Consider the following 21,584-nt stretch of genomic DNA (forward strand, 5'->3'; position numbering starts at 1 on the left):
ATCGTCACATCCGCAGCCGTGCGCCCGCACGCTGCGCCAGCTGTACGACCACGGCTTGCACCGCCGCCTCGATCTCGGCCTCTGTGAGCGTGGCCTCGTCACGCCCCAGAGTGAGACGCACAGCCAGGCTCTTCTCGCCGGGAGCCAGGCCACCTGCGGGGGTCTCTTCACCGGCACGCAGTGCCTTGGGCCGGTACACGTCAAACAGCACGGCAGACCGCAGCATGCCATCGGGAACGGCCTGCTCCACCGCACCCATGATGTCGGCGTGCGTCACGCGCTCGGCCACCACTACGGCCAGATCACGCTCAACAGCCTGATGCTTGGCCACTGGCTTGAACTGGGGCACTACGCGTTGCAGCAAGGCGTCGAGCTCCAGCTCGAACATCACAGGCGCCTGTGGCAAATCCCACGACTGGCGCCACTGAGGGTGCAACTCGCCCACAAAACCTATGGCACGCCCATTCACCAGCACGCGCGCACACCGGCCGGGGTGCATGGCAGGATGGGTCGCAGGTTCAAACATGGCCTCCACAGGCGCCAGGAGCGCCTCCACATCGCCCTTCACGTCAAAGAAGTCGATAGCCTGCTCTTTGCGGCCCCATTGCAAGGTGTCGTTCGGGCCATACGCCAGGCCTGACACTCGCATAGGCTGATGAAAGCCCTCCACGGTGGTGTCCGTGTTGCGCACACTCGCGTCGCGCAGGAACACGCGGCCCAGTTCGAATACCCGCACACGCTGTGCTTTGCGGTCCAGGTTGAACTTCAAAACTTGTAGCAGAGAACCCAGCAAGGTAGAGCGCATCACGCTCATCTGGCTTGCAATGGGGTTCAGCAGCTTGATGGGTTGTGTGTTGGCGGCCAGTTCGTGCTCCCAACGCTCTTCCACAAAACTGAAGTTGATCGTCTCCTGGTACCCCAGGCCTGCCAATGAACGGCGCACCGCAAACGGGCTGCGCGTGGCCTCGGCCGGCAACTTGGGCGTAATGGGCGCCAGCGGTGGGGTGGTAGGGAGGTTGTTGTAACCCACCATGCGCGCCACTTCTTCGATCAGGTCTTCCTCGATCGTGATGTCGAACCGGAACGACGGTGGCGTGACGGTGAGCGTACCCTCGCCCTGCACCACGGGCAGCCCCAGACGCTGCAATGCATCAGCGCATTGCGCCTGGGTGAGGGGCATACCGATGACCTTGGCCGCACGTGCGACACGCAGTGCGACCGGCCGGGGTACCGGCAGATTCACCGCCTGATCATCCATGGGGCCACATACCGTGTCAGGCGTACCGCAGATATCAATCACAAGCTGTGTGATGCGCTCGATGTGCTCCACCGTCAGGCTCGGGTCCACACCCCGCTCAAAGCGATGGCCTGCGTCGGTCGAGAAGTTGAAGCGGCGCGAGCGCCCTGCCACCGCCTTGGGCCACCAGAAGGCGGCCTCGATGTAAATGTGCTGGGTATCGTCGGACACTGCCGTGGCGTCGCCGCCCATGATGCCCGCCAGCGACTCGACTTGGCTGTCGTCGGCGATCACACCCACCTTGTCGTCCACGGTGATGGTGTTGCCGTTGAGCAGCTTGAGCTGTTCACCGGGCTTGCCCCAGCGCACATCCAGGCCGCCGTGGATCTTGTCCAGATCAAAAATGTGAGATGGGCGCCCCAGCTCAAACATCACATAGTTGGAGATATCCACCAACGGCGACACACCACGCTGGCCGCAACGGGCCAGGCGATCCAGCATCCATTGGGGCGTGGCAGCCCGCGTGTTCACGTTGCGCACGACGCGGCCGGAGAAGCGGCCGCACAGGTCAGGAGCGCTCACCTTGACCGGCAACCGGTCGGCAAGCTTGGTAGCAACGGCGGGGAACGAGGGTTGCTGCAGCGGCACCCCGGTCAGTGCGGACACTTCGCGCGCAATCCCATAGACGCTGAGGCAATGCGCCAGGTTGGGCGTGAGCTTGAGGGTGAACAGCGTGTCATCCAAGTTCAAGTGTTCACGGATGTCCTGGCCCACCGGCGCAGAAGCATCGAGTTCGAGCAAACCGCCATGGTCCTCGGACAGCTTGAGTTCGCGCGCCGAGCACAACATGCCCTGGCTTTCCACACCGCGCAGCTTGCCCACCTTGATGAGGAACGGCTTGCCGTCATCACCCGGCGGCAGTTCGGCCCCCACCAGCGCACAAGGCACCTTGATGCCCACACGGGCGTTGGGAGCACCACACACGATATTCAGCAAGGCCCCCTGCCCCACGTCCACTTGGCACACGCGCAAGCGGTCGGCGTCCGGGTGCTGAACGGCTTCCTTGATTTCGCCGACCACAATTTTCGTGAAAGGCGGCGCCACGGGCTGCAATTCTTCAACTTCCAGACCCGCCATGGTCAGCGTGTCGGCCAGTTCTTGGGTGGTCAGCGGTGGGTTGCAAAATTCGCGCAACCAGGACTCAGGGAATTGCATAGTGAAGAGATTCTTTGGCGTTTGCTCTGAAAAAAATAGCTGCTTGCGCTTGTCTGTTCTTTATTTCAATGTCAAAAGGCGATGAAACCCATTGAAATCAAGCGCTAGCAGCTCACTTTTTTGCTTTATTGGAACTGCGACAGGAAACGAATGTCGCCGTCGAAGAACAGGCGCAGGTCGTTCACGCCATAGCGCAACATGGTCAGGCGGTCCGGTCCCATGCCAAAGGCAAAGCCGATGTACTTTTCGGGGTCGAGGCCCATGTTGCGCACCACGTTGGGGTGCACCTGGCCCGAGCCTGCCACCTCCAGCCAACGGCCGGCCAATGGGCCCGTCTGGAACTGGATGTCGATCTCGGCGCTGGGCTCCGTGAAGGGGAAGAAGCTGGGACGGAAGCGCAGCACGAGGTCGTTACTCTCGAAGAACGTGCGGCAAAAATCCGTGAAGATGACCTTCAGATCCTTGAAACTCACGTTTTCGCCAACCCACAGGCCTTCGCACTGGTGGAACATGGGCGAGTGCGTGGCGTCACTGTCCACCCGGTAGGTGCGGCCCGGCGCAATGACGCGGATCTCGGGCATCGCCTGGCCGGCATCCAGCGCGGCACGGTGCTTTTTGACATGCTGCACCGCGTGGCGGATCTGCATGGGGCTGGTGTGCGTGCGCAGCAGGTTGGGGGCAGTGGCAGTGCCGCCCTCGACATAAAACGTGTCATGCATGGACCGCGCAGGGTGGTCTTCCGGCGTATTCAATGCGGTGAAGTTGAACCAGTCGGTTTCGATCTCGGGGCCTTCGGCGACGTCAAAACCCATGGAGCCAAAGATGCCCTGGATGCGTTCAAGCGTGAGGGACACCGGGTGAAGACCACCCTGCCCGCGCTGGCGGCCTGGCAGGCTCACATCCAATGCCTCGGCCTTGAGCTGAAGCTGCAATTCTGCGTCGGCCAGCGCCTGGCGCCGTGCGGTCAGTGCGGCTTCAATGGCTTGCTTGGCCACATTGATGGCTGCGCCACGGGATTTTTTTTCCTCGACGGACAGCTGCGCCATGCCCTTCATCAGCTCGGTCACGCGGCCCGACTTGCCCAGAAACTGCGCCTTGGCGTTTTCCAGATCAGCGGGGGTGGCGCTTTGGGCAAACAGTTGCGTCGCGCTCTCGACCAGGGAATCCAACTCGTTCATACGACTCTTTATCGCTCGTGAAAAATAAACAAGGGCTAGCGCCTTTTCAAGCTCTAGCCCTTGCTGTTATTGCGCAAGCAGCTATCAGAACGATAGCCGCTCATCGTGATCTCAAGCAGCCAGCTTGGCCTTGACTTGGTTCACGATGCTGCCAAAGGCAGCCTTGTCGTGCACGGCGAGGTCGGCCAGCATCTTGCGGTCGATCTCGATGGATGCCTTCTTCAGGCCGTTGGCGAACTGGCTGTAGGTCAGGCCCAGTTCACGGGCAGCGGCGTTGATACGGGCGATCCACAACTGGCGGAACACGCGCTTCTTGGTGCGGCGGTCACGGTAGGCATATTGCCCAGCCTTCATTACCGCCTGTTTGGCGATACGGTAGACATTACCGCGGCGACCACGGAAGCCCTTGGCAAGGGCGAGAACTTTCTTGTGACGGGCACGGGCCGTTACACCACGTTTGACGCGAGGCATGTATGTACTCCTTGTTCGTCGTTATTAAAGGCCAGCACTGGGCAGCATTTGTGCGATCGAGCCCATGTTGGTCTCATGCACAGCAACTGCACCACGCAGGTGGCGCTTGTTCTTGGTGGTCTTCTTGGTCAAGATGTGACGTTTGAAGGCTTGACCGCGCTTGACGGTGCCACCGGGACGAACGCGGAAACGTTTTTTCGCGCTGCTCTTGGTCTTCATTTTGGGCATGTGAATGCTCCTTTTGTTTGTGCTCGTGAGGCGTTTGCAAACCGATCTGCAAACTTGTTGGCCCCGAGCCACTTTTATCGAAGGGTTCGCACCCTTCGCTCAGCAGTGCCGAAACACTGCCTTTTTGAACCCTGCCCCGATGACGGAGCAGCATTCAAAATCTCATACCAACCCGCACAACTTCAGGCCGCGGTGCCCGTTGCCGGAGCAACCTCTGCTGCTGGCTTGGCGCCAGCAGGCTTTTTCTTGCCCGGGGCAATCATCATGATCATCTGGCGGCCTTCCAGCTTGGGAAACTGCTCGATGATGATGCTGTCTGCCAACTCGTCACGAATCCGGTTCAGCAAAGCCAAGCCCAGTTCCTGGTGCGTGATTTCGCGCCCCCGGAATCGCAGCGTGATCTTGCATTTGTCGCCATCCGCCAGAAAACGGCGGATGTTGCGCATCTTGATGTTGTAGTCGCCATCGTCCGTGCCCGGACGGAACTTGACTTCCTTGATCTCAATGACCGTTTGCTTGGCTTTGGCTTCCGCCGCACGCTTTTGCTCTTGGTACTTGAACTTGCCGTAGTCCATGAGGCGGCACACTGGAGGGTTCGCCGTAGCGGCGATTTCCACCAGATCCACATCCAACTCGCCCGCCATGCGCAGGGCTTCCATCAGACTGACAACCCCCAAAGGCTCGTTATCAGGACCCGAAAGACGGACCTCCGGAGCCATGATTTCACGGTTCAGGCGGTGCTTGCGCTCTTCACGGTGGCGACGATCACGAAATTCAGTAGCGATGGCTATCTTCCTTCAATCAAAATACTACAAACTTTGTAGCTACAACCGTACACATGGCAGGCGCCGAAGCGTGTTTTCACTAAAAATCAGGCTTTGGTGGCAATGTCTTGGGCGATCAGCTCAGCGAACGCTTCAACAGACATCACGCCGAGGTCACGATTGCCCCGGCCGCGCACTGCGACGGCTCCTGCGGCCTTTTCCTTGTCGCCCGCGACAAGGATGTACGGCAGCTTTTGCAACGAATGCTCGCGTATTTTATACGTAATCTTTTCGTTGCGCAGATCGACCGCCACCCTAAGGTCTTGATTCGGAAGTGATTTTTGCAGTTTTGCGGCAATTTCGCGACAGTAATCGGCCTGTGCGTCGGTGATGTTGAGCACCGCAACCTGCACCGGAGCGAGCCAGACCGGGAACGCCCCGGCATAGTGTTCGATCAGCATGCCAATGAACCGTTCCATGCTGCCCACGGTTGCACGGTGCAGCATCAGTGGGCGCTTGCGGCTGCCGTCTTCGGCCACGTATTCGGCGTCCAGACGCTCGGGAAGGTTGGGGTCGATCTGCATCGTGCCGCACTGCCATTGACGGCCCAGCGCGTCCTTGAGCGTGTACTCGATCTTCGGACCATAGAACGCACCTTCGCCTTCGGCAATCTCGAACTCGCAACCCGAATGGCGCAGGCCATCCATCAGCGCCTTCTCCGCGCGGTCCCACGACTCGTCCGTGCCAATGCGTGCCTCGGGCCGTGTGGCCACCTTGTAGATGATGTCGGTAAAGCCAAAGTCCTTGTAGACCTTCTGCACCAGCGCCGTGTAGTTGGCGCACTCTTCCAGCACCTGCTCTTCCGTACAGAAAATGTGCCCGTCATCCTGCGTGAAGCCGCGCACGCGCATGATGCCGTGCAGGCCGCCCGTAGGCTCATTGCGGTGGCAGGCACCGAACTCGCCGTAGCGCAATGGCAGGTCGCGGTAGCTCTTGATCCCCTGCTTGTAGATCAGGATGTGGCCGGGGCAGTTCATCGGCTTGAGCGCGTACTCGCGCTTTTCCGACTCGGTCGTGAACATGTTGTCGCGGTACTTATCCCAGTGGCCCGTTTTCTCCCACAGGCTCTTGTCCAGGATCTGCGGACCCTTCACCTCCTGGTAGCCGTTATTGCGATAGACGCGGCGCATGTACTGTTCCACCTCCTGCCACAAAGCCCAGCCCTTGGGGTGCCAGAACACGGTGCCGGGCGAATGCTCATCCATGTGGAACAGGTCCAGTTCACGACCCAGCTTGCGGTGGTCGCGCTTTTCGGCCTCTTCCAGCATGGTGAGGTACTGCTGCAGTTCTTCTTTGGAAGTCCAGGCCGTGCCATAAATACGCTGCAGCATCTCGTTGCGGTGGTCGCCACGCCAGTAGGCGCCCGCTACCTTCATGAGCTTGAAGAACTTCAGCTTGCCCGTGCTGGGCACGTGGGGGCCACGGCATAGGTCTTCGAAATTGCCTTCGCGGTACAGGCTCACGTCTTCATTGCTGGGGATGCTCGCAATGATCTCAGCCTTGTAGTGCTCGCCCAGGCCCTTGAAATAGGCCACGGCCTCGTCGCGCGGCAGAACGCGGCGTACCACGGGCTCGTCCTTGGCGGCGAGTTCGGCCATGCGCTTTTCGATGGCCACCAGGTCCTCAGGCGTGAAGGGGCGCTTGTACGAGAAATCGTAGAAGAAACCGTTCTCGATCACCGGGCCGATGGTCACCTGGGCTTCCGGGAACAGCTCCTTGACGGCATAGGCCAGCAAGTGGGCTGTGGAGTGGCGAATGACCTCCAGGCCATCGGCATCCTTGGCCGTGATGATGGACAGCGGGCTGTCGGCCGTGATCTGGTAACTGGTGTCCACCACCTTGCCGTCAATCTTGCCGGCCAGAGCCGCCTTGGCCAGACCGGTGCCGATAGAGGCCGCCACTTCGGCCACCGTGACAGGACCCTGGAATTCGCGCTGCGAGCCATCAGGAAGCGTGATGTGAATCATGGGAGTAACTCTTTCTTTTCAATCAGTGCAATGGATGCGGGCACGCGCCAGGCCCAGAAACAAAAAAGCGCGGAACGGGTCCGCGCTTTCTGGATGAGGAGTGCAATCTCGTGCAGGCGCGAACAGCCAGCCTTAACGGCCAGTCAACATCTCCGATGTAGTTCGCGGTGTCATAACCAGATTGCCTTTCTCGCTCTTGTAAGTGGAATTTTTGGCATTTTACCCCCGCCCCGGGATCGATTGCCCAGACAACGCGCTTGCGCACATCATCAAAGACGTTTCGCTTACACAACTGGAGCACCCATGAACACGCCCGCCCCATGAGCAAAACTGTGCGATGATTTTCGGCGGTAGTCAATCTGGCAACTACAGTCGGTGCGTCGAAATGTGAGAAAGTCCTGCACTGGGGCGTCACCAAGCCAGGCGCCCCGGTAACACGGGCGTCAAGCAACAGCACCCCGCTAGCACCGATTGCGCAGCCACACCCCAGGGCAGCACTTCGGTACATCCCACCACTCTGGCTCGTAGCTGATCTTCGGCCAGGATCGGCTTTATGAGAATGTTTATGCACCCTGAGATTTCCGTTGTCATCCCTGTCTATTGTGAAGAAGCCGGCATCCGGTTCACCCTGCGGGAGGTCGAGAAATTTCTGGCTGTATCAGCCTCCACCTGGGAAATCGTGGTGGTGGATGATGGGTCCAAAGACAACACATGGAATGAAATTACCGCCATCTCTCAAACTATGGCCCGGTTGCGGGGTCTGCGCCTGAGTCGCAATTTTGGCAAGGAAGCGGCGGTGTCGGCAGGCCTGGAGGCGGCACGAGGCAAGGCGGTGATCATCATGGACGGCGACATGCAGCACCCTCCTTCCCTGCTCCCGACCATGATCGAAACCTGGCGCACTGGCGAGTTCGACATCGTGGAAGCGGTCAAATCCAGCCGGGGCGACGAATCCAGCCTCTCTGCTGCACGGGCAAAACTGTTTTATCTTATTTTGCGGGCGTTCTCCGGCCACGACTTGAACGGCGCGTCCGACTACAAACTGCTTGATCAACGGGTCATCGAGGCGTATCGCACGATGAAAGAACGCAACGTTTTCTTTCGCGGCATGATCAGCTGGATGGGGTTCCGGTCTACGCAGATCCCCTTCGAGGTGGAGCCCCGCATCGCTGGAGATTCGGGATGGTCTGTCTTTGGCCTGATTCGCCTTGCGGCCGTTGCCGTCACAAGTTTCAGCACTTTTCCACTGCACCTGATCACAATCTTTGGTGTGCTCTTCTTCGCATTTTCCGTCATGCTGGGGATGCACACGGTTTACATGAAGTTGTCGGGAGCGGCGATCAACGGCTTTACCACCGTCATCTTGCTGCTACTGATCATCGGCAGCTCACTGATGATTGGCCTCGGAATCATCGGGGAGTATCTCGCGCGCATCTATGACGAGGTCAAACAACGACCCCGCTACATCGTCTCCCAGAAGCTGCCTCTGAACCAACCCGACAACCCCGCCAGCCCTTGATCCGGCAACGCAGGCCGCACGCCTGAGCGCTCCATGTCGCACTGACCCTTCTTTCTCCACCACGCGGGGGTCACGGCACCGCTATTTCACATTCACCATTGCCCTCATGCCCTCCTTTTCCAAACTGCTTCGCTATGGCGTTGTGGGTGTTATCGGTGCCGTAGTGCACATGTCCACCCTGTTCCTGCTGGTGGAGCTTGGCTTAACAGGGCCGGTCGTTGCCACCACCACAGGGTTTGTATTTGCACTGCTGATCTCCTACGGAATGAACAGGATCTGGACCTTTGGATACGTTGGCAGCTACTGGGCTTCGCTGATCAGGTACTGCATCGTGTCGCTGATCGGCCTGGGGCTGAACATCCTCATCATCAAGCTGTTCACGGATTTTCTGGGCCTGTGGTACGGCTGGGGGGCGTTTGTAGCTGTGGGCGCCGTGGCACTGAACAATTTCCTTCTCAACAACGCCTGGACCTTCACGCACAAGACCTCGGACATGCCCTAAACAAGCTCTGGCAACGGCCCATCACACCCCGCGCAACAGGGGTCTTGGGCTCTCTTGCCCTTCGAGGAACAGGGCGCAGCCCCCAGCAACAAGACGATCAAAAAGGTAGACATGCAGACAGCCGCTTTGATGACCCGCCAGCGAACATCAAGCTACTGGATAGCGCTGATCTTTGTCGCCATCCTGGGGGCCATACAGGTCTACTTCTTTGACATTACATTCCACGGCCCTGACCAGATCCGCGACGTGGAAATAGCACGCAGACTGATCCATCACCAGGAATGGCCGCTCAACGGTCCTCCGCTGTTCGGGGAACGTTTCAACCTGCCGCCAGGTTTTTACTACCTGCTCGCCCTGCCCCTTCTGGTCAGGGACACCGAGGCTGCGATCTTCATCACATTCGGCGCTCTGTTTGCGCTGTCGGTCTGGTATCTGCTCCGCGTCATCCACGCACAGTTGGGTTCCAGATGTGCACTTGCCTATGCAGTGCTGGCATTCCCCGTCTTTGCGTCTTTCTACACCCACAGCGCCTGGAATCCTGCTCTGGTGATGACATTGAGCAATGTGGTCCTGGGGTTGTTCATCAGCCTTGCGCAACAGCACCGTCACGATGGGCTGTTGCTTCCGCTGGCGGCATTCCTGCTTGTACAAATCCACCCCTCTGCAGCGCCATTGTTGCTGGGCCTGGGAATCTACGCACTGCTGAACTACCAGGTTCTCCTGAACCGTAGAACGCTGGCTTCCCTGCTCCTCATTGCAGGGCTGACAGCCGTGTGGGGAAGTCAATCAGGGGCCGTCTCGAAGCTGTTGTCGCCCGCGCCTGCGTCGGCCGCCACAGCCTCCGGCCATGGCTGGCTCAGCAATCTGTTGGACATGGACAAATGGCGTGACGTTTTCCTGATGCCCTACAGCGCCATTGAGAGCATCCAGCCGGCCATCAGTGGACTGGGCGCACTGACGGCCTTTCACCTGACTCTGATGCTGGGAGGGGTGTTGCTGGGCATCGTCTTTGCAGCAAAAGAGCGGGCCCTCCGCTGGATATTGCTCACCACGGTGCTGTGGTTCATCGTTTCCATGGCTTTTCTAAGCCAGGGCGCTTTTTGGCACCTGGACGTGGTGCACCCGTGGCTTGCAGTATTGGCGGCCCATGGTTTGGCGCGCGCCAGCGAAAAAGCGTCACTTTCGACCGGGCACTTCAATGCCATAGCCGCAACATCCTTGGTCCTCGTTGTCGTCGCCCATCTGAACCTTTACCTTCAGTTCGAGAAAAGGGGCAAATACGATCTCCTGCTCGCATCGCTGTTTTTCCCCAAACTGGAACCCCTGGAATACAAGATTCCGGGGTACACATTCAAGTACCTGCATGCGATGCGCGACGGCCTGTCGAGCCGAGGGATTTGCCAGGACCAAGTCATCGGCCTGGACCCCATGGTGATGAGCAACGCCGTCAACCGGACGCTCGACGCGCCTTGCCCCTCTCCGGCTACGACGGGGCAGGTTTCGCAAACCCTTTATTTCATCGCCAACGATCAGGATGCACTCCGGTTCGACTTCACCAAAGGCTTGCAGGCCATGACCACAGTGGGCGCCAGCGCGATTTATGCAGTCCGCAACACTGGTGCGCTGGTCAATGGCAAGGCAGAAAACAATGTCCTGTCCAACAAAAAGATGGACTACATGACCTTCCTGCCAGCACGACTCGCAGAAGGCCTGACCCTCACCCTCCCGCCTGCGCCAGAAACCATCGTGCGTGTTGCCTTGCGGTGCGGCAGGGACTACCCCATCGAACAACAGGCCCATTGGAAGGTCCAGGGCGCCGAGTACAAAAAGCCCCTGACCACCGCGCACGCCCGGTACCTTGGTTCCAACTACTACGATCTGGAATGGACACTGACCATGCCCGCAAGCCGAGCCTACGGCGCCACCATTTCGTCGACGCTGGGCCCACTGGATTGCGACGTTTCGGCAATTACCCGTCCCATCACTGTGCACTGACGGGGCGAACTCCCCGGAAAGACCACGCAAAGCCCATGTGCGCGTACCGCCCGGCCCCGATGCGTCCCACACCAAACGAAAGAGAGAGATGAAAAAAGCCACCCCGCAGGGTGGCTTCTTGTCTTGCCGTAACTCCATCCCCTGTGCGGGGGATTTCAGATCAGTGGAACTGCTCTTCTTCGGTCGAACCCGTCAGGGCCTTCACGGAGGACGAGCCGCCCTGGATCACCGTGGTCACATCGTCAAAGTAGCCTGCGCCCACTTCCTGCTGGTGCGACACGAAGGTGTAGCCCTTCTCGCGTGCTGCGAATTCTGGCTCTTGCACCATTTCGGTGTAGTGCTTCATGCCTTCGCCTTGAGCGTATGCATGGGCGAACTGGAACGTGTTGAACCAATTGATGTGGATGCCGGCCAACGTGATGAACTGGTACTTGTAGCCCAGAGCCGACAGGTCTTCCTGGAACGAAGCGATCTGCTTGTCGTTGAGGTTCTTCTTCCAGTTGAACGATGGCGAGCAGTTGTACGACAGCAGCTTGCCGGGGCAGGCGGCGTGCACAGCTTGCGCAAATTCACGGGCGAAGCCGATGTCTGGCACGCCGGTTTCGCACCACACCAGATCGGCGTAGGGGGCGTAGGCCACGCCACGGCTGATGGCTTGCTCCAGGCCGTTCTTGACGCGGTAGAAGCCTTCTTGCGTGCGCTCGCCGGTCAGGAAGGGCTTGTCGTTGGCGTCGTGGTCGGACGTGATCAGGTTGGCGGCTTCAGCGTCGGTACGGGCCAGAACGATGGTGGACACGCCCATCACGTCGGCCGCGAAACGTGCGGAGATCAGCTTTTCGCAGGCTTCTTGCGTAGGCACCAGCACCTTGCCACCCATGTGGCCGCACTTCTTCACGGCGGCCAGTTGATCTTCAAAGTGAACGCCAGCAGCGCCCGACTGGATCATGTTCTTCATCAGTTCGAACGCGTTCAGCACGCCGCCGAAACCGGCTTCAGCATCGGCCACGATAGGCAGGAAGTAGTCGATGAATTCCTTGTCGCCGGGGTTGATGCCACGGCCCCACTGGATTTCGTCAGCGCGCTTGAAGGTGTTGTTGATGCGGCGAACCATGGTGGGCACCGAGTCGTAGGCATACAGCGACTGGTCGGGATACATGGTTTCGCTGGTGTTGCCATCAGCGGCCACTTGCCAGCCCGACAGGTACACGGCTTCGAGGCCTGCCTTGGCTTGCTGCATGGCCTGGCCGGCGGAGATGGCGCCGAACGCGTTGACGTAGCCCTTCTTGGCGCCGCCGTTGATCTTGTCCCACAACTTTTCAGCGCCGCGCTTGGCCAGCGTGTGCTCAATGGGCAACGAGCCGCGCAGACGCACCACGTCGGCAGCGCTGTAACCGCGCTTCACGCCCTTCCAGCGGGGGTTGGTCGCCCAGTCTTTTTCCAGGGCGGCAATTTGCTGTTCGCGGCTCAGTTGTTCGTTGAGGGATTGGGGCATGAGATCACTCCAGAGGTTGGTTGAAAACGCCGGGCTGCTTGTGCTGCCCTTGGAGACAACTTTAAGTCTTCTATAAGACTTGTGCAAGCTCTTATGTCTTATAGAAGAGATAAATTTTCTCCTTGAAAAACAACAACTTAACCACAGCATTTCTCAATACAGAAATTGATTTCTCATATCGAGAAAAAATGTGGCAATGCAACATCTATCGTATTCCACATTGAGGAATCGAAATTCCGCATTGCAAAAAAATCAGCATTCACAACGCGGCCGAAGGCGGCGCTTGCAGCCAGTCCCCCCCGGCAATCCGGGGTGCAGAGACTACATACCGGGGATTGATCTCATAGACCAGGCAAGGCACGCCCTGCCCGCCCACATCAACCACGATCTCGCGCTTCACATACTCGTCACTGGGGGTCGCCCCCAGGTCCTCGATCTCGTCCAGTACGGCTTCCAGCGCTGGCTCGATGGCATACACCTCCCCGTGCACCACCCCCAGGGGCCCGCCCAACGCCATGCCGGGATAGGCCCCCAGGTGGTAGAGCACCCCAGGCACCTGGGCGGCCCCCATGAATCTTGGCGCCGGGCGAAGGCGGGTGATGTCATTGGATCCGCCGCGCCGCAAGGTGCCATAGACAAAGACATGGCGTGCAGGGCTGGCGGGCGGGGTTTCGTCGGGCATGATGCGCACCTCCTTTTCGTTGAGCGATCACCAGTCTAGTGAACACCACTCCCAGCCGCCCCTTTGCCTACCTGTGCCTGGCCCTCAGCATGGCGCTGGTGGGCAGCTACGTGGCGCTGTCCAAACCGCTGGCCGCCGTGCTGCCGGTTTTTCTGCTCGCATGGATGCGTTTTGGCATTGGTGGCGTAGCCATGCTGCATTGGCTCCGCAAACCTGTGGATGAGCCGCCCCTCGCCCCACAAACCCGGCGGCTGCTGTTTCTGCAGTCGTTTCTGGGCAATTTCCTGTTCACCATCTGCATGATCTATGGCGTGAGCCTCACCGATGCGGTCACGGCCGGAGTGACCCTGGCCGCGATTCCCGCCGCGGTGGCGGTGATGGGCTGGCTCTTTTTGCACGAACGCGTGGCGCCACGCACCTGGGCCGCCGTGGTTTGTGCCGTGGTGGGGATTGCCTTGTTTTCGCTATCAAAACAAGAGCATTCAGCGCATATTGGACAAGCGCTAGGCACCCAAAATACTCAAAACCTTGCATGGTTGGGGCCCTTGCTGCTGCTGGGCGCGGTGGTGTGCGAAGCTGCTTACACGGTGATCGGCAAGATGCTCACCAGCAGTCTGGGCCCCAAGCGCATCACCTCGCTCATCAACCTGTGGGGCTTTGTGCTGTCCACGCCGTTCGGGCTGTACGCCGCCTGGCATTTTGACTTTGCCGCCGTAGGCTGGGGCACCTGGACGCTGCTGGTGTTCTACGCGCTGGCCGCCTGCGTGTGGACGGTGTGGCTCTGGATGACCGGGCTCAAGGCCGTGCCGGCTGCTCAGGGCGGCGTCTTCTCGGTCATGTTGCCAGTGAGCGCGGCCCTGGTCGGCGTGCTCGTGCTGGGCGAATCACTGACCGTCTGGCAATGGGCGGCGTTTGCCATCGCGCTGGCCAGCATGCTGCTGGCCACCCTGCCCTCACGCACAGCGCTGCGTGTGGGCCGACGCGACAATCAAGCAGGGTGACGATAGCCCGACCGCGATCGCTACGCAGCCAAGGGCTGTGTGCTGACCACGATGCCATCCGCATCGGCATACAGCCAGTCGCCCGGCCGCACCCAGACCCCCTGGATCTGCACGGCCACATCGCGCTGCCCCTCGCCACGGCGGTCGGTGGGCAATGGCATCAACCCCAGCGCACGAAGGCCGACGGCTGCGGCGTTCAGTTCGGCCACGTCACGCACGCAGCCATCCACCACCAGGCCGGCCCAGCCATTGCGCGCAGCGGCAGCCGCCAGATTGCCACCCACCAGCGCGCGGCGCAGCGATCCACCCCCATCCACCACCAGCACGCGGCCCTCACCCGGTGACTCCACAGCAGCCTTGACCTGCGTGTTGTCCTCATGGCACTTGACGGTGCTTACGGGGCCCGCAAACGCGGCCACACCGCCAAAACTCTGGAAAACGGGGGGCAAAACGCGGAAAGACCCGCTCATATCACCCTTGTGCTCGTCGCAAAAATCACAGGTGCTGAAGGGGGTGGAGGAAGGTGCAGCAGTCATGTTTCGTAAGCCTTTCAGGCGGAATGAACAACAGGGAAAGCGGCTAGACATCATGGTCGCCGCCCCTCGACTAGGCGGCCGGTCTCCCACATCGTAGGTTGCGTCCAAGGACGTAGAGCTACATGCTGTGACTTGCGTCGTCAGCAACAAGGAGACCGACCATGCAAGAGAGTAGCAAGATTCACGTGGGATTGGACGTCCACAAAGACAGCATCAGCATCGCAGCGGCCGAGCCCGGGCGCATGCCTGGGCGCCTGATAGGCAAGGTCACGCACGATGTGAACAAGCTGTTCAAGGTGTTGACCAAGGTCGGCAACGCCGATCAGCTGCACATCGTGTACGAGGCCGGGCCTACCGGCTTTGGCCTTCAGCGCGCCTTGCAAAGCAAGGGTTACCTGTGCGAGATCATTGCCCCCTCGCAGATCCCGCGCCGCCCGGGAGACAGGATCAAGACCGACGGGCGCGACTGCGTTCAATTGGCCGAGTGCTCTCGCGCTGGCCAGTTGAGCGCCGTGTGGATCCCCGACCCAGAGGACGAAGCGATCCGCGACCTGTCGCGGGCGCGCGAAGACGCGGTCAACACTCGCGTGCAGGCCCGCCACCAACTCAAGGGGTTCTTGCTGCGCCACGACGTGCGCTACACCGGCAAAACTTCGTGGTGCGGCGCCTACTACCGCTGGCTGGGAACACTGAACTTCGGTGCTGGCGCCACGCAGACGGCATTTACCGAATACTGGCAAGCCGTGACGGCAGCAGATGACCGTGTGGACCGGCTGACGAAGGCGCTACAGGCCTCGATCACTGGCTGGCGCTTTGAGCCCGTGGTGGCTGCGCTGCAGGCGCTGCGTGGTATTGCCGCGATCACGGCGATTGGTCTGGTGGCAGAGATTGGAGATCTGGGGCGCTTTGCGCATCCCCGCAAGCTCATGGGGTATCTCGGCCTGGTTCCCGCGGAGCACTCCAGTGGTCAGCGCACGAGCCGGGGCAGCATCACCAAGACAGGCAACGCACACGCCCGGCGGCTGCTGACCGAAGCTGCCTGGAACTACCGCTTCAAGGCGCGCATCGGCAAACAAGCGCAGATCAGGCAACAAGATCTGTCCGAGCCGATACGAAGGATGGCATGGACAGCGCAGTTGCGACTGACACAGCGCTTCGCGGCGTTGAGTGCACGTGGCTTGCAGGCCAACAAAGCCTGCATCGCCGTCGCAAGAGAGTTGGCAGGCTTCATCTGGGCCATCGGCATGCAGGCGCAGCGCGAGCAAGGCCAAACCATCTGAAAGAAAAGAGGCAGGACAAGCAAGCAGCAGGATCGATCTGGCGATGCGATACGGGCCACGATAGGGCAACCCTCGAGACTCCTACCAGGGCACCGCAAGGCAGATCCCCGACGCTAGAGCGAGGCAGGCCCACGACGAATCGATGAAGTGCTGGTAACCAATCCGCGGATATGAGTCTGATTCATCGTCGCTGCTAACGCTCGTGTCGCATCACCCGATTGATCCTGAGAGCACACCAAATGAGGCACTGACAGTATTGACAATGGCGACCATATGAGGAGGCTGCGCGGCAGAAGGAACATCGGCTGCAACGTGCGATAAACCGGGGATCGCGCGTTTCGCTTCGACACCTTCTGCCGCGCAGCCTCCTAGCGCCGGGCCACGCAGGTTGCCCCGCATTGTCATACAGCCCCAGGGGCAGGCCCTCAAACGCGGCCCGCGCAGGCCGCTTTGTCAAGGCAGGAGCGCTGCGTGGGCAACTTATTGGCCTGCACGCGGCACCACGGCTACAAATCGAGGCAAAAAAAGCCGTTTCTCCCTTGGAAACGCGTTTTTTTCCCAGTAGCATCAGCCTGCCAGTGGGAAAGCCTAGTTTTCGCTGGTGAAAATTTACTTCCAACAAGGAAAACCCAACATGGCAACTGCAAAAAAAGCTCCGGCAAAAACAGCCCCCGCAGCCAAGACGGCTGCTGCCCCCGCCAAGAAGCGCACCCCCAACGCTGCTTTCATGAAAGCGCTCACGCCCAGCCCCGCGCTGGCCGCCGTGGTGGGCTCGGCACCGCTGCCACGCACGGAGATCATCAGCAAGCTGTGGGTCTACATCAAGGCCAACAACCTGCAGGACGCCACCAACAAGCGCAACATCAACGCCGATGCCAAGCTCAAGGAGCTGTTCGGCAAGCCCCAGGTCTCTATGTTTGAGCTGGCTGGCCTGATTGGCAAGCACGTCAAATAATCCCCGCACCTGGTGCACCAAAGAAGCCGGCTCAGCCGGCTTTTTTTCGCCTGTACTCCAGCAGACTGTGGCGCATTAACATCAATGCAAATGAGAATGACCCGCATTTGATGTAACATAATGAAGCAAGTCGAAGCACAGCCATGTTGATCTAGCCACTGCCTCTCGCCTGCGCCTGGCGCCCCGCGCGCCATCAGCACACCCCCACCGACGGAGGCCATCTTGGCAAAACCACGCGCTCAGCGCCGCAGCTCCGTGCTGCGCCCACAACAATCCTCTTCTTCCTTCGTGTCCACCACACCGCGCGGCCTGTCGTCCGACAAGGCCCTGCTCCCGCTGGGCGCACTCATGTTGGCTGCCTCTGTGGGCGCCATGGCACAGACCGGCACCCCCGAGAAAACGCTGGCCCCCGTGGTCGTCAAAGAACGTGCCGAAGCCCCCGAGGGCAAAGACAGCGTGCGCGCCACCGAGACCACCATTGGCAAGGGCAAGCAGCAGCTGCGTGACATTCCACAGTCCGTCACCGTGGTCACCGAACGCCTGATCGACGACCGCAACCTCGACACCGTCAAGGAAGCCCTGAAGAACACCGCCGGTATCACCTTCCTGGCGGCCGAAGGCGGCGAGGAAGACATCCGCCTGCGCGGCTTTGCGCTGCAAAGCACGGGCGACATGTTCATCGACGGCATGCGCGACCCCGCGTTTTATGACCGCGACACCTTCAACCTGGACCGCGTCGAACTGCTGCGTGGCTCGGCATCGATGCTGTTCGGTCGCGGCTCCACCGGCGGCGCGGTCAACCAGGTGAGCAAGGCCCCGCGCCTTATCGATTCACACCAAGTCGACCTGACCCTGGGCAGCCACCAATACCGCCGCATCACGGGCGACTTCAACATCCTCACCGGCGAAAACGCTGCCCTGCGCCTGAACGCGATGAGCACCACGGCCGACAACAACGGCTCGGGCAGCAGCATCGAGAAGAAGGGCATTGCCGGCACCTACGCCTTTGGCATCGGAACGCGCGACGAGTTCTCCGTGAGCCTGTACCACCTGGACAACAAGAACGGCATGAACTACGGCATGCCCTGGATCCGCCGCAGCGCAGGCTCGCCCGCCAGCGACACCACGCTGCTGCCGCTGGACCCCAAGGCCTACTACGGCGCCGCCAGCGACTACAACGCCGGCAGTGCAAGCTTTGCCACGCTGGGCCACATCCACCGCTTTGACGGCGATGCCGAGCTCAAGACGCAACTGCGCGTGGGCCGCTTCGAGCGTGACCAGCGCGCCGGCGCCATCCGCCTGGCAGCGGCCGCCCAGCAACCCGGCGGCGTGGCTGCCACGCTGGAGAACTTCGGCCCGGCCACGCGCCTGACGCGCGGCACGCACCTGAAGATCCAGGACATGGACACGGTGCACCTGCAAAGCGACTTCAGCAAGAAATTTGAAGCCCTGGGCTACAAGCACGAATTGCTGGCAGGTGCAGACTTTTCCCACGAAAAGAAGACCGTGTACGGCGCACGCACTGCAGCGCAAGGGGGCGTCAATATCACGAAACCGCCAACCACCGTGGGCACACCGAACGACGGCGTCGGCGTGGACGAGTCCCTGCGCGTGCTGCGCGACACCAGCAACTTTGAAGCCAAGGGCTTTGGCATCTATGCCCAAGACCTGATCCAGATCGCTCCGCACTGGAAGCTGCTGGCCGGCCTGCGCTACGACAACATGGACGGCCGCTACAACACGTTCGGCATTCCTGCCGATGCGCCAGGCCCCGTCACCACCACCAGCTACCGCCAGAAGATTTCCGAGTGGAGCAAGCGTGCAGGCGTGCTGTACCAGCCCAACGACCTGCAGTCGTACCACTTCTCGTACGGCACGTCGTTCAACACCTCGGGCGACACGTATTCGTACAGCGCCCAGACGGTGAACACACCGCCCGAAGCCAGCCGCAACATCGAAATCGGCGCCAAGCTGGACTCGGCCGACAAGCGCTTCACCACACGACTGGCCGTGTTCCACTCCACCAAGTACCGTGAGCGCAACACCGACCCCGACCTGAACATCGCCGTACTGTCGGGCAAGCGCCACGCCGCGGGTGCCGAGATCGACATCACCGGCCGCTTGACGTCCAAGTGGGAGATCTATGGCTCGTACATGTGGATGCCCAGCGCAAAGATCGACATCGGTGCTGAAGGCGCCGAAGGCCAGGGCACACGCCCCTCGCTCACGCCCCGCCACAGCGGCACGGTGTGGACCACCTACCAGATCACACCCGAACTGCGCGTGGGTGGCGGCCTGAACTTCCGCAGCTCGCAAACCCCCAACCGCAACCCCGGCTGGGAAGTGCCAGGCTACGTGACCGCCGACCTGATGGCCGAATACGCCATCAACGAGCGCTACACGATCAAGGCCAATCTGAGCAACGTGACGAACAAGCTCTACGCCGACTCGATCTACAGCGGCCACTACATTCCGGGCGCGGGCCGCGTCTTCCAGGTCACGGCCAGCATGAAGTTCTGATCGGCCTCACACGTTACTTCAAGGTATTTGCCGCCCCCTCATCGGGGCGGCTTTTTGCTTTACGACCCTGCCATGTTGCTCACGCTCCCCGATCTCCTCTCGCCACAAGATTTGCATACTGCGCGCCAGTTGCTGCGCAACGCGCCCTGGGCCGACGGCAAGGACAGCGCTGGCTCTCAGGCCCGCCAGGCCAAGAATAATGAACAGCTGCCCCGCGACTGCGAGGCTGCGCAGCGCATCGCCGCTCTGGTGATGGCGTCGCTGGACCGCAGCGCGCTGTTCCTCACCGCCACCCTGCCCAAGCGCGTCTTTCCCCCGCGCATCAACCGCTACGGCGGCGGCGCCAACCACTACGGCGACCATGTGGACAGCGCCGTGCGCCAGATGGCGGACCGGCGCGAACGCCTGCGCACCGACATCTCGTGCACCGTGTTTCTGTCCGAGCCCGACGAATACGACGGCGGCGAGCTCTGCATCGACGACACCTTTGGTGAGCAACGCGTCAAGCTGCCTGCAGGCCACGCGGTGATCTACCCCGGCACCAGCGTGCACCAGGTGCGCCCTGTGACCCGGGGGCACCGTATGGCCTGTTTCTTCTGGGTTGAAAGCATGGTGCGTAGCGACGAGCAGCGGCGCCTGCTCTACAACATGGACATGGCACTGCTGCGCCTGCGGCAGGAGCACGGCGAATCGCCGGAGACCGTGGCCCTGACGGGGACGTACCACAACCTGCTGCGCATGTGGGCGGATACGTGAGCCTGCCCACCTCCGATCCCCGCACCGTCCTGCCGCCTAGTATCGTGAACCTGGCGGACCACGAAACCCATGCCGCCACCCACGTGGAGCCTGGAGCCTGGGCCTATTTCAACGGGGCTGCGGCCGACGAGATCACGCTGGCTGCCAACCGCCATGCCTGGGACCGGATGGGTCTGCTGCCCCGCGTGCTGCGCCCGCTGGCGGGCGGGCACACGCGGGTGGAACTGCTCGGCCGCACGCTGGCCCACCCCATCCTGCTGGCCCCCGTGGCCTACCAGCGCATGGCCCACCCCGATGGCGAACTGGGCGCCGCCTATGCCGCAGCCGCCCTGGGCGCAGGCATGGTGCTGAGCACCCAGGCAAGCACCCGGCTGGAGGCCGTGGCCAATGCCATCCGGGACGACGCGGGGCGAGGGCCATTGTGGTTTCAGCTGTACCTGCAGCACGACCGAGACTTCACCCGCGAACTGGTCGAACGGGCCGAGCGCGCGGGCTACGAAGCCCTGGTACTGACGGTAGACGCCCCCTGCCATGGCGCACGCGACCGCGAGCGCCGTGCCGGGTTCCGCCTTCCGACCGGCATCACCGCCGTCAACCTGCTGGGCATGCTGCCGGCGCCGGAAGTCCCGCTCGCCCCCGGCCAAAGCGCACTGTTCGACGGCCTTCTGCACCACGCCCCCACCTGGGCCGATGTGCAGTGGCTGCAGTCCATCACCCGGCTGCCCGTGCTGCTGAAAGGCTTGCTGCACCCCGACGACGCCCGCGAGGCCACCAACCTGGGCGTGGCGGGGATCATCGTCTCCAACCATGGTGGGCGCACGCTGGACACCACGCCCGCCACCGCCACCCAGCTGCCGCACGTGGTCGAGGCAGTCCGCGCGGTGAGCCCAGCGATGCCTGTGCTGGTGGACGGAGGCATCCGGCGCGGCACCGACGTGCTCAAGGCCATGGCCTTGGGAGCCAGCGCCGTGCTGGTGGGGCGCCCCGCCGTCCACGGCCTGGCCAATGCCGGCGCAGCTGGCGTGGCCCACGTGCTGCGTCTGCTGCGCGATGAACTGGAGATCGCCATGGCGCTCACCGGCTGTGCCACCCTGGCCGACGCGTCCCCGGCGCTACTGGTGCCGCGTTGAGGACCTGCTCGCTCCGTGGGCCTTGTCCCCGTTGCGGGAAATGATTTATTGCAAATGCGATAGATTCGTATTTATAATCAGATCACCTTCAACAGC

General features: G+C 61.2%; 18 protein-coding genes. 9 read left to right on the forward strand and 9 right to left on the reverse strand.

Features of this window, described 5'->3' with window-relative positions; translation table 11 throughout:
- Positions 1-4: 4 nt before the first annotated feature.
- The 6 genes from pheT to thrS form a co-directional block, all read right to left on the reverse strand.
- Positions 5-2,452 (reverse strand): phenylalanine--tRNA ligase subunit beta, encoded by a 2,448-nt coding sequence (gene pheT, locus C8C94_RS08800; RefSeq protein ID WP_121420461.1) that lies wholly within the window; start codon positions 2,450-2,452, stop codon positions 5-7.
- 125 nt (positions 2,453-2,577) lie between these two features.
- The gene (pheS, locus tag C8C94_RS08805) at positions 2,578-3,630 is read right to left on the reverse strand and encodes a phenylalanine--tRNA ligase subunit alpha (protein WP_121420462.1); all 1,053 of its coding nucleotides are present in this window, start codon (positions 3,628-3,630) and stop codon (positions 2,578-2,580) included.
- 111 nt (positions 3,631-3,741) lie between these two features.
- On the reverse strand, positions 3,742-4,101 hold the full coding sequence (rplT, locus tag C8C94_RS08810; protein WP_121420463.1) for a 50S ribosomal protein L20: 360 nt from the start codon (positions 4,099-4,101) through the stop codon (positions 3,742-3,744).
- 24 nt (positions 4,102-4,125) lie between these two features.
- Positions 4,126-4,329, reverse strand: coding sequence for a 50S ribosomal protein L35 (gene rpmI / locus C8C94_RS08815; protein ID WP_055402683.1), 204 nt, complete (start codon positions 4,327-4,329; stop codon positions 4,126-4,128).
- Positions 4,330-4,511: 182 nt separating this feature from the next.
- On the reverse strand, positions 4,512-5,120 hold the full coding sequence (gene infC / locus C8C94_RS08820) for a translation initiation factor IF-3 (protein WP_082437675.1): 609 nt from the start codon (positions 5,118-5,120) through the stop codon (positions 4,512-4,514).
- Positions 5,121-5,200: 80 nt separating this feature from the next.
- Positions 5,201-7,120: a threonine--tRNA ligase gene (gene thrS, locus C8C94_RS08825; protein WP_121420464.1), complete on the reverse strand. Its 1,920-nt coding sequence runs from the start codon at positions 7,118-7,120 to the stop codon at positions 5,201-5,203.
- Positions 7,121-7,685: 565 nt separating this feature from the next.
- Between thrS and C8C94_RS08830 the strand changes: the two genes are divergently transcribed.
- From C8C94_RS08830 to C8C94_RS08840, 3 genes are all read left to right on the forward strand, one after another.
- Positions 7,686-8,639: a glycosyltransferase family 2 protein gene (locus C8C94_RS08830; RefSeq protein ID WP_082437676.1), complete on the forward strand. Its 954-nt coding sequence runs from the start codon at positions 7,686-7,688 to the stop codon at positions 8,637-8,639.
- Between the two features lie 106 nt (positions 8,640-8,745).
- On the forward strand, positions 8,746-9,141 hold the full coding sequence (locus C8C94_RS08835) for a GtrA family protein (protein WP_055402691.1): 396 nt from the start codon (positions 8,746-8,748) through the stop codon (positions 9,139-9,141).
- Between the two features lie 54 nt (positions 9,142-9,195).
- Positions 9,196-11,136, forward strand: a complete 1,941-nt coding sequence (locus tag C8C94_RS08840) for a hypothetical protein (RefSeq protein ID WP_121420465.1) — start codon at positions 9,196-9,198, stop codon at positions 11,134-11,136.
- 160 nt (positions 11,137-11,296) lie between these two features.
- Here C8C94_RS08840 and aceA read toward each other — a convergent pair whose 3' ends face one another.
- Together aceA and C8C94_RS08850 are read right to left on the reverse strand one after the other, a co-directional pair.
- Complete coding sequence (aceA, locus tag C8C94_RS08845) at positions 11,297-12,628, reverse strand: isocitrate lyase (RefSeq protein ID WP_055402695.1); 1,332 nt, start codon at positions 12,626-12,628, stop codon at positions 11,297-11,299.
- A gap of 259 nt (positions 12,629-12,887) precedes the next feature.
- On the reverse strand, positions 12,888-13,310 hold the full coding sequence (locus tag C8C94_RS08850) for a gamma-glutamylcyclotransferase (RefSeq protein ID WP_121422775.1): 423 nt from the start codon (positions 13,308-13,310) through the stop codon (positions 12,888-12,890).
- Between the two features lie 38 nt (positions 13,311-13,348).
- On the opposite strand from C8C94_RS08850, the gene C8C94_RS08855 reads away from it, so the two are divergent.
- Entirely contained in the window at positions 13,349-14,311 is a 963-nt protein-coding gene (locus C8C94_RS08855; protein WP_121420466.1) for a DMT family transporter, read from the forward strand.
- A 20-nt stretch (positions 14,312-14,331) separates the two neighbouring features.
- Here the strand turns inward: C8C94_RS08855 and rraA are convergent, their stop codons facing one another.
- The gene (rraA, locus tag C8C94_RS08860; RefSeq protein ID WP_121420467.1) at positions 14,332-14,847 is read right to left on the reverse strand and encodes a ribonuclease E activity regulator RraA; all 516 of its coding nucleotides are present in this window, start codon (positions 14,845-14,847) and stop codon (positions 14,332-14,334) included.
- A gap of 161 nt (positions 14,848-15,008) precedes the next feature.
- On the opposite strand from rraA, the gene C8C94_RS08865 reads away from it, so the two are divergent.
- The 5 genes from C8C94_RS08865 (at position 15,009) to C8C94_RS08885 (ending at position 21,488) form a co-directional block, all read left to right on the forward strand.
- Positions 15,009-16,127, forward strand: coding sequence for an IS110 family transposase (locus C8C94_RS08865; protein ID WP_121419543.1), 1,119 nt, complete (start codon positions 15,009-15,011; stop codon positions 16,125-16,127).
- Positions 16,128-16,761: 634 nt separating this feature from the next.
- Positions 16,762-17,082, forward strand: coding sequence for an SWIB/MDM2 domain-containing protein (locus tag C8C94_RS08870; RefSeq protein WP_055402700.1), 321 nt, complete (start codon positions 16,762-16,764; stop codon positions 17,080-17,082).
- A gap of 348 nt (positions 17,083-17,430) precedes the next feature.
- Positions 17,431-19,602: a TonB-dependent siderophore receptor gene (locus tag C8C94_RS08875; RefSeq protein ID WP_233573586.1), complete on the forward strand. Its 2,172-nt coding sequence runs from the start codon at positions 17,431-17,433 to the stop codon at positions 19,600-19,602.
- Positions 19,603-19,674: 72 nt separating this feature from the next.
- A complete protein-coding gene (locus tag C8C94_RS08880; protein WP_055402717.1) occupies positions 19,675-20,358 on the forward strand; it encodes a Fe2+-dependent dioxygenase in 684 nt (227 codons plus the stop codon).
- Positions 20,355-21,488, forward strand: coding sequence for an alpha-hydroxy acid oxidase (locus C8C94_RS08885; protein ID WP_121420469.1), 1,134 nt, complete (start codon positions 20,355-20,357; stop codon positions 21,486-21,488). Before C8C94_RS08880 ends, C8C94_RS08885 begins: the two co-directional genes overlap by 4 nt.
- Positions 21,489-21,584: the final 96 nt, after the last annotated feature.

This window comes from Acidovorax sp. 94, assembly GCF_003634645.1.
GTDB lineage: Bacteria > Pseudomonadota > Gammaproteobacteria > Burkholderiales > Burkholderiaceae_C > Acidovorax > Acidovorax facilis.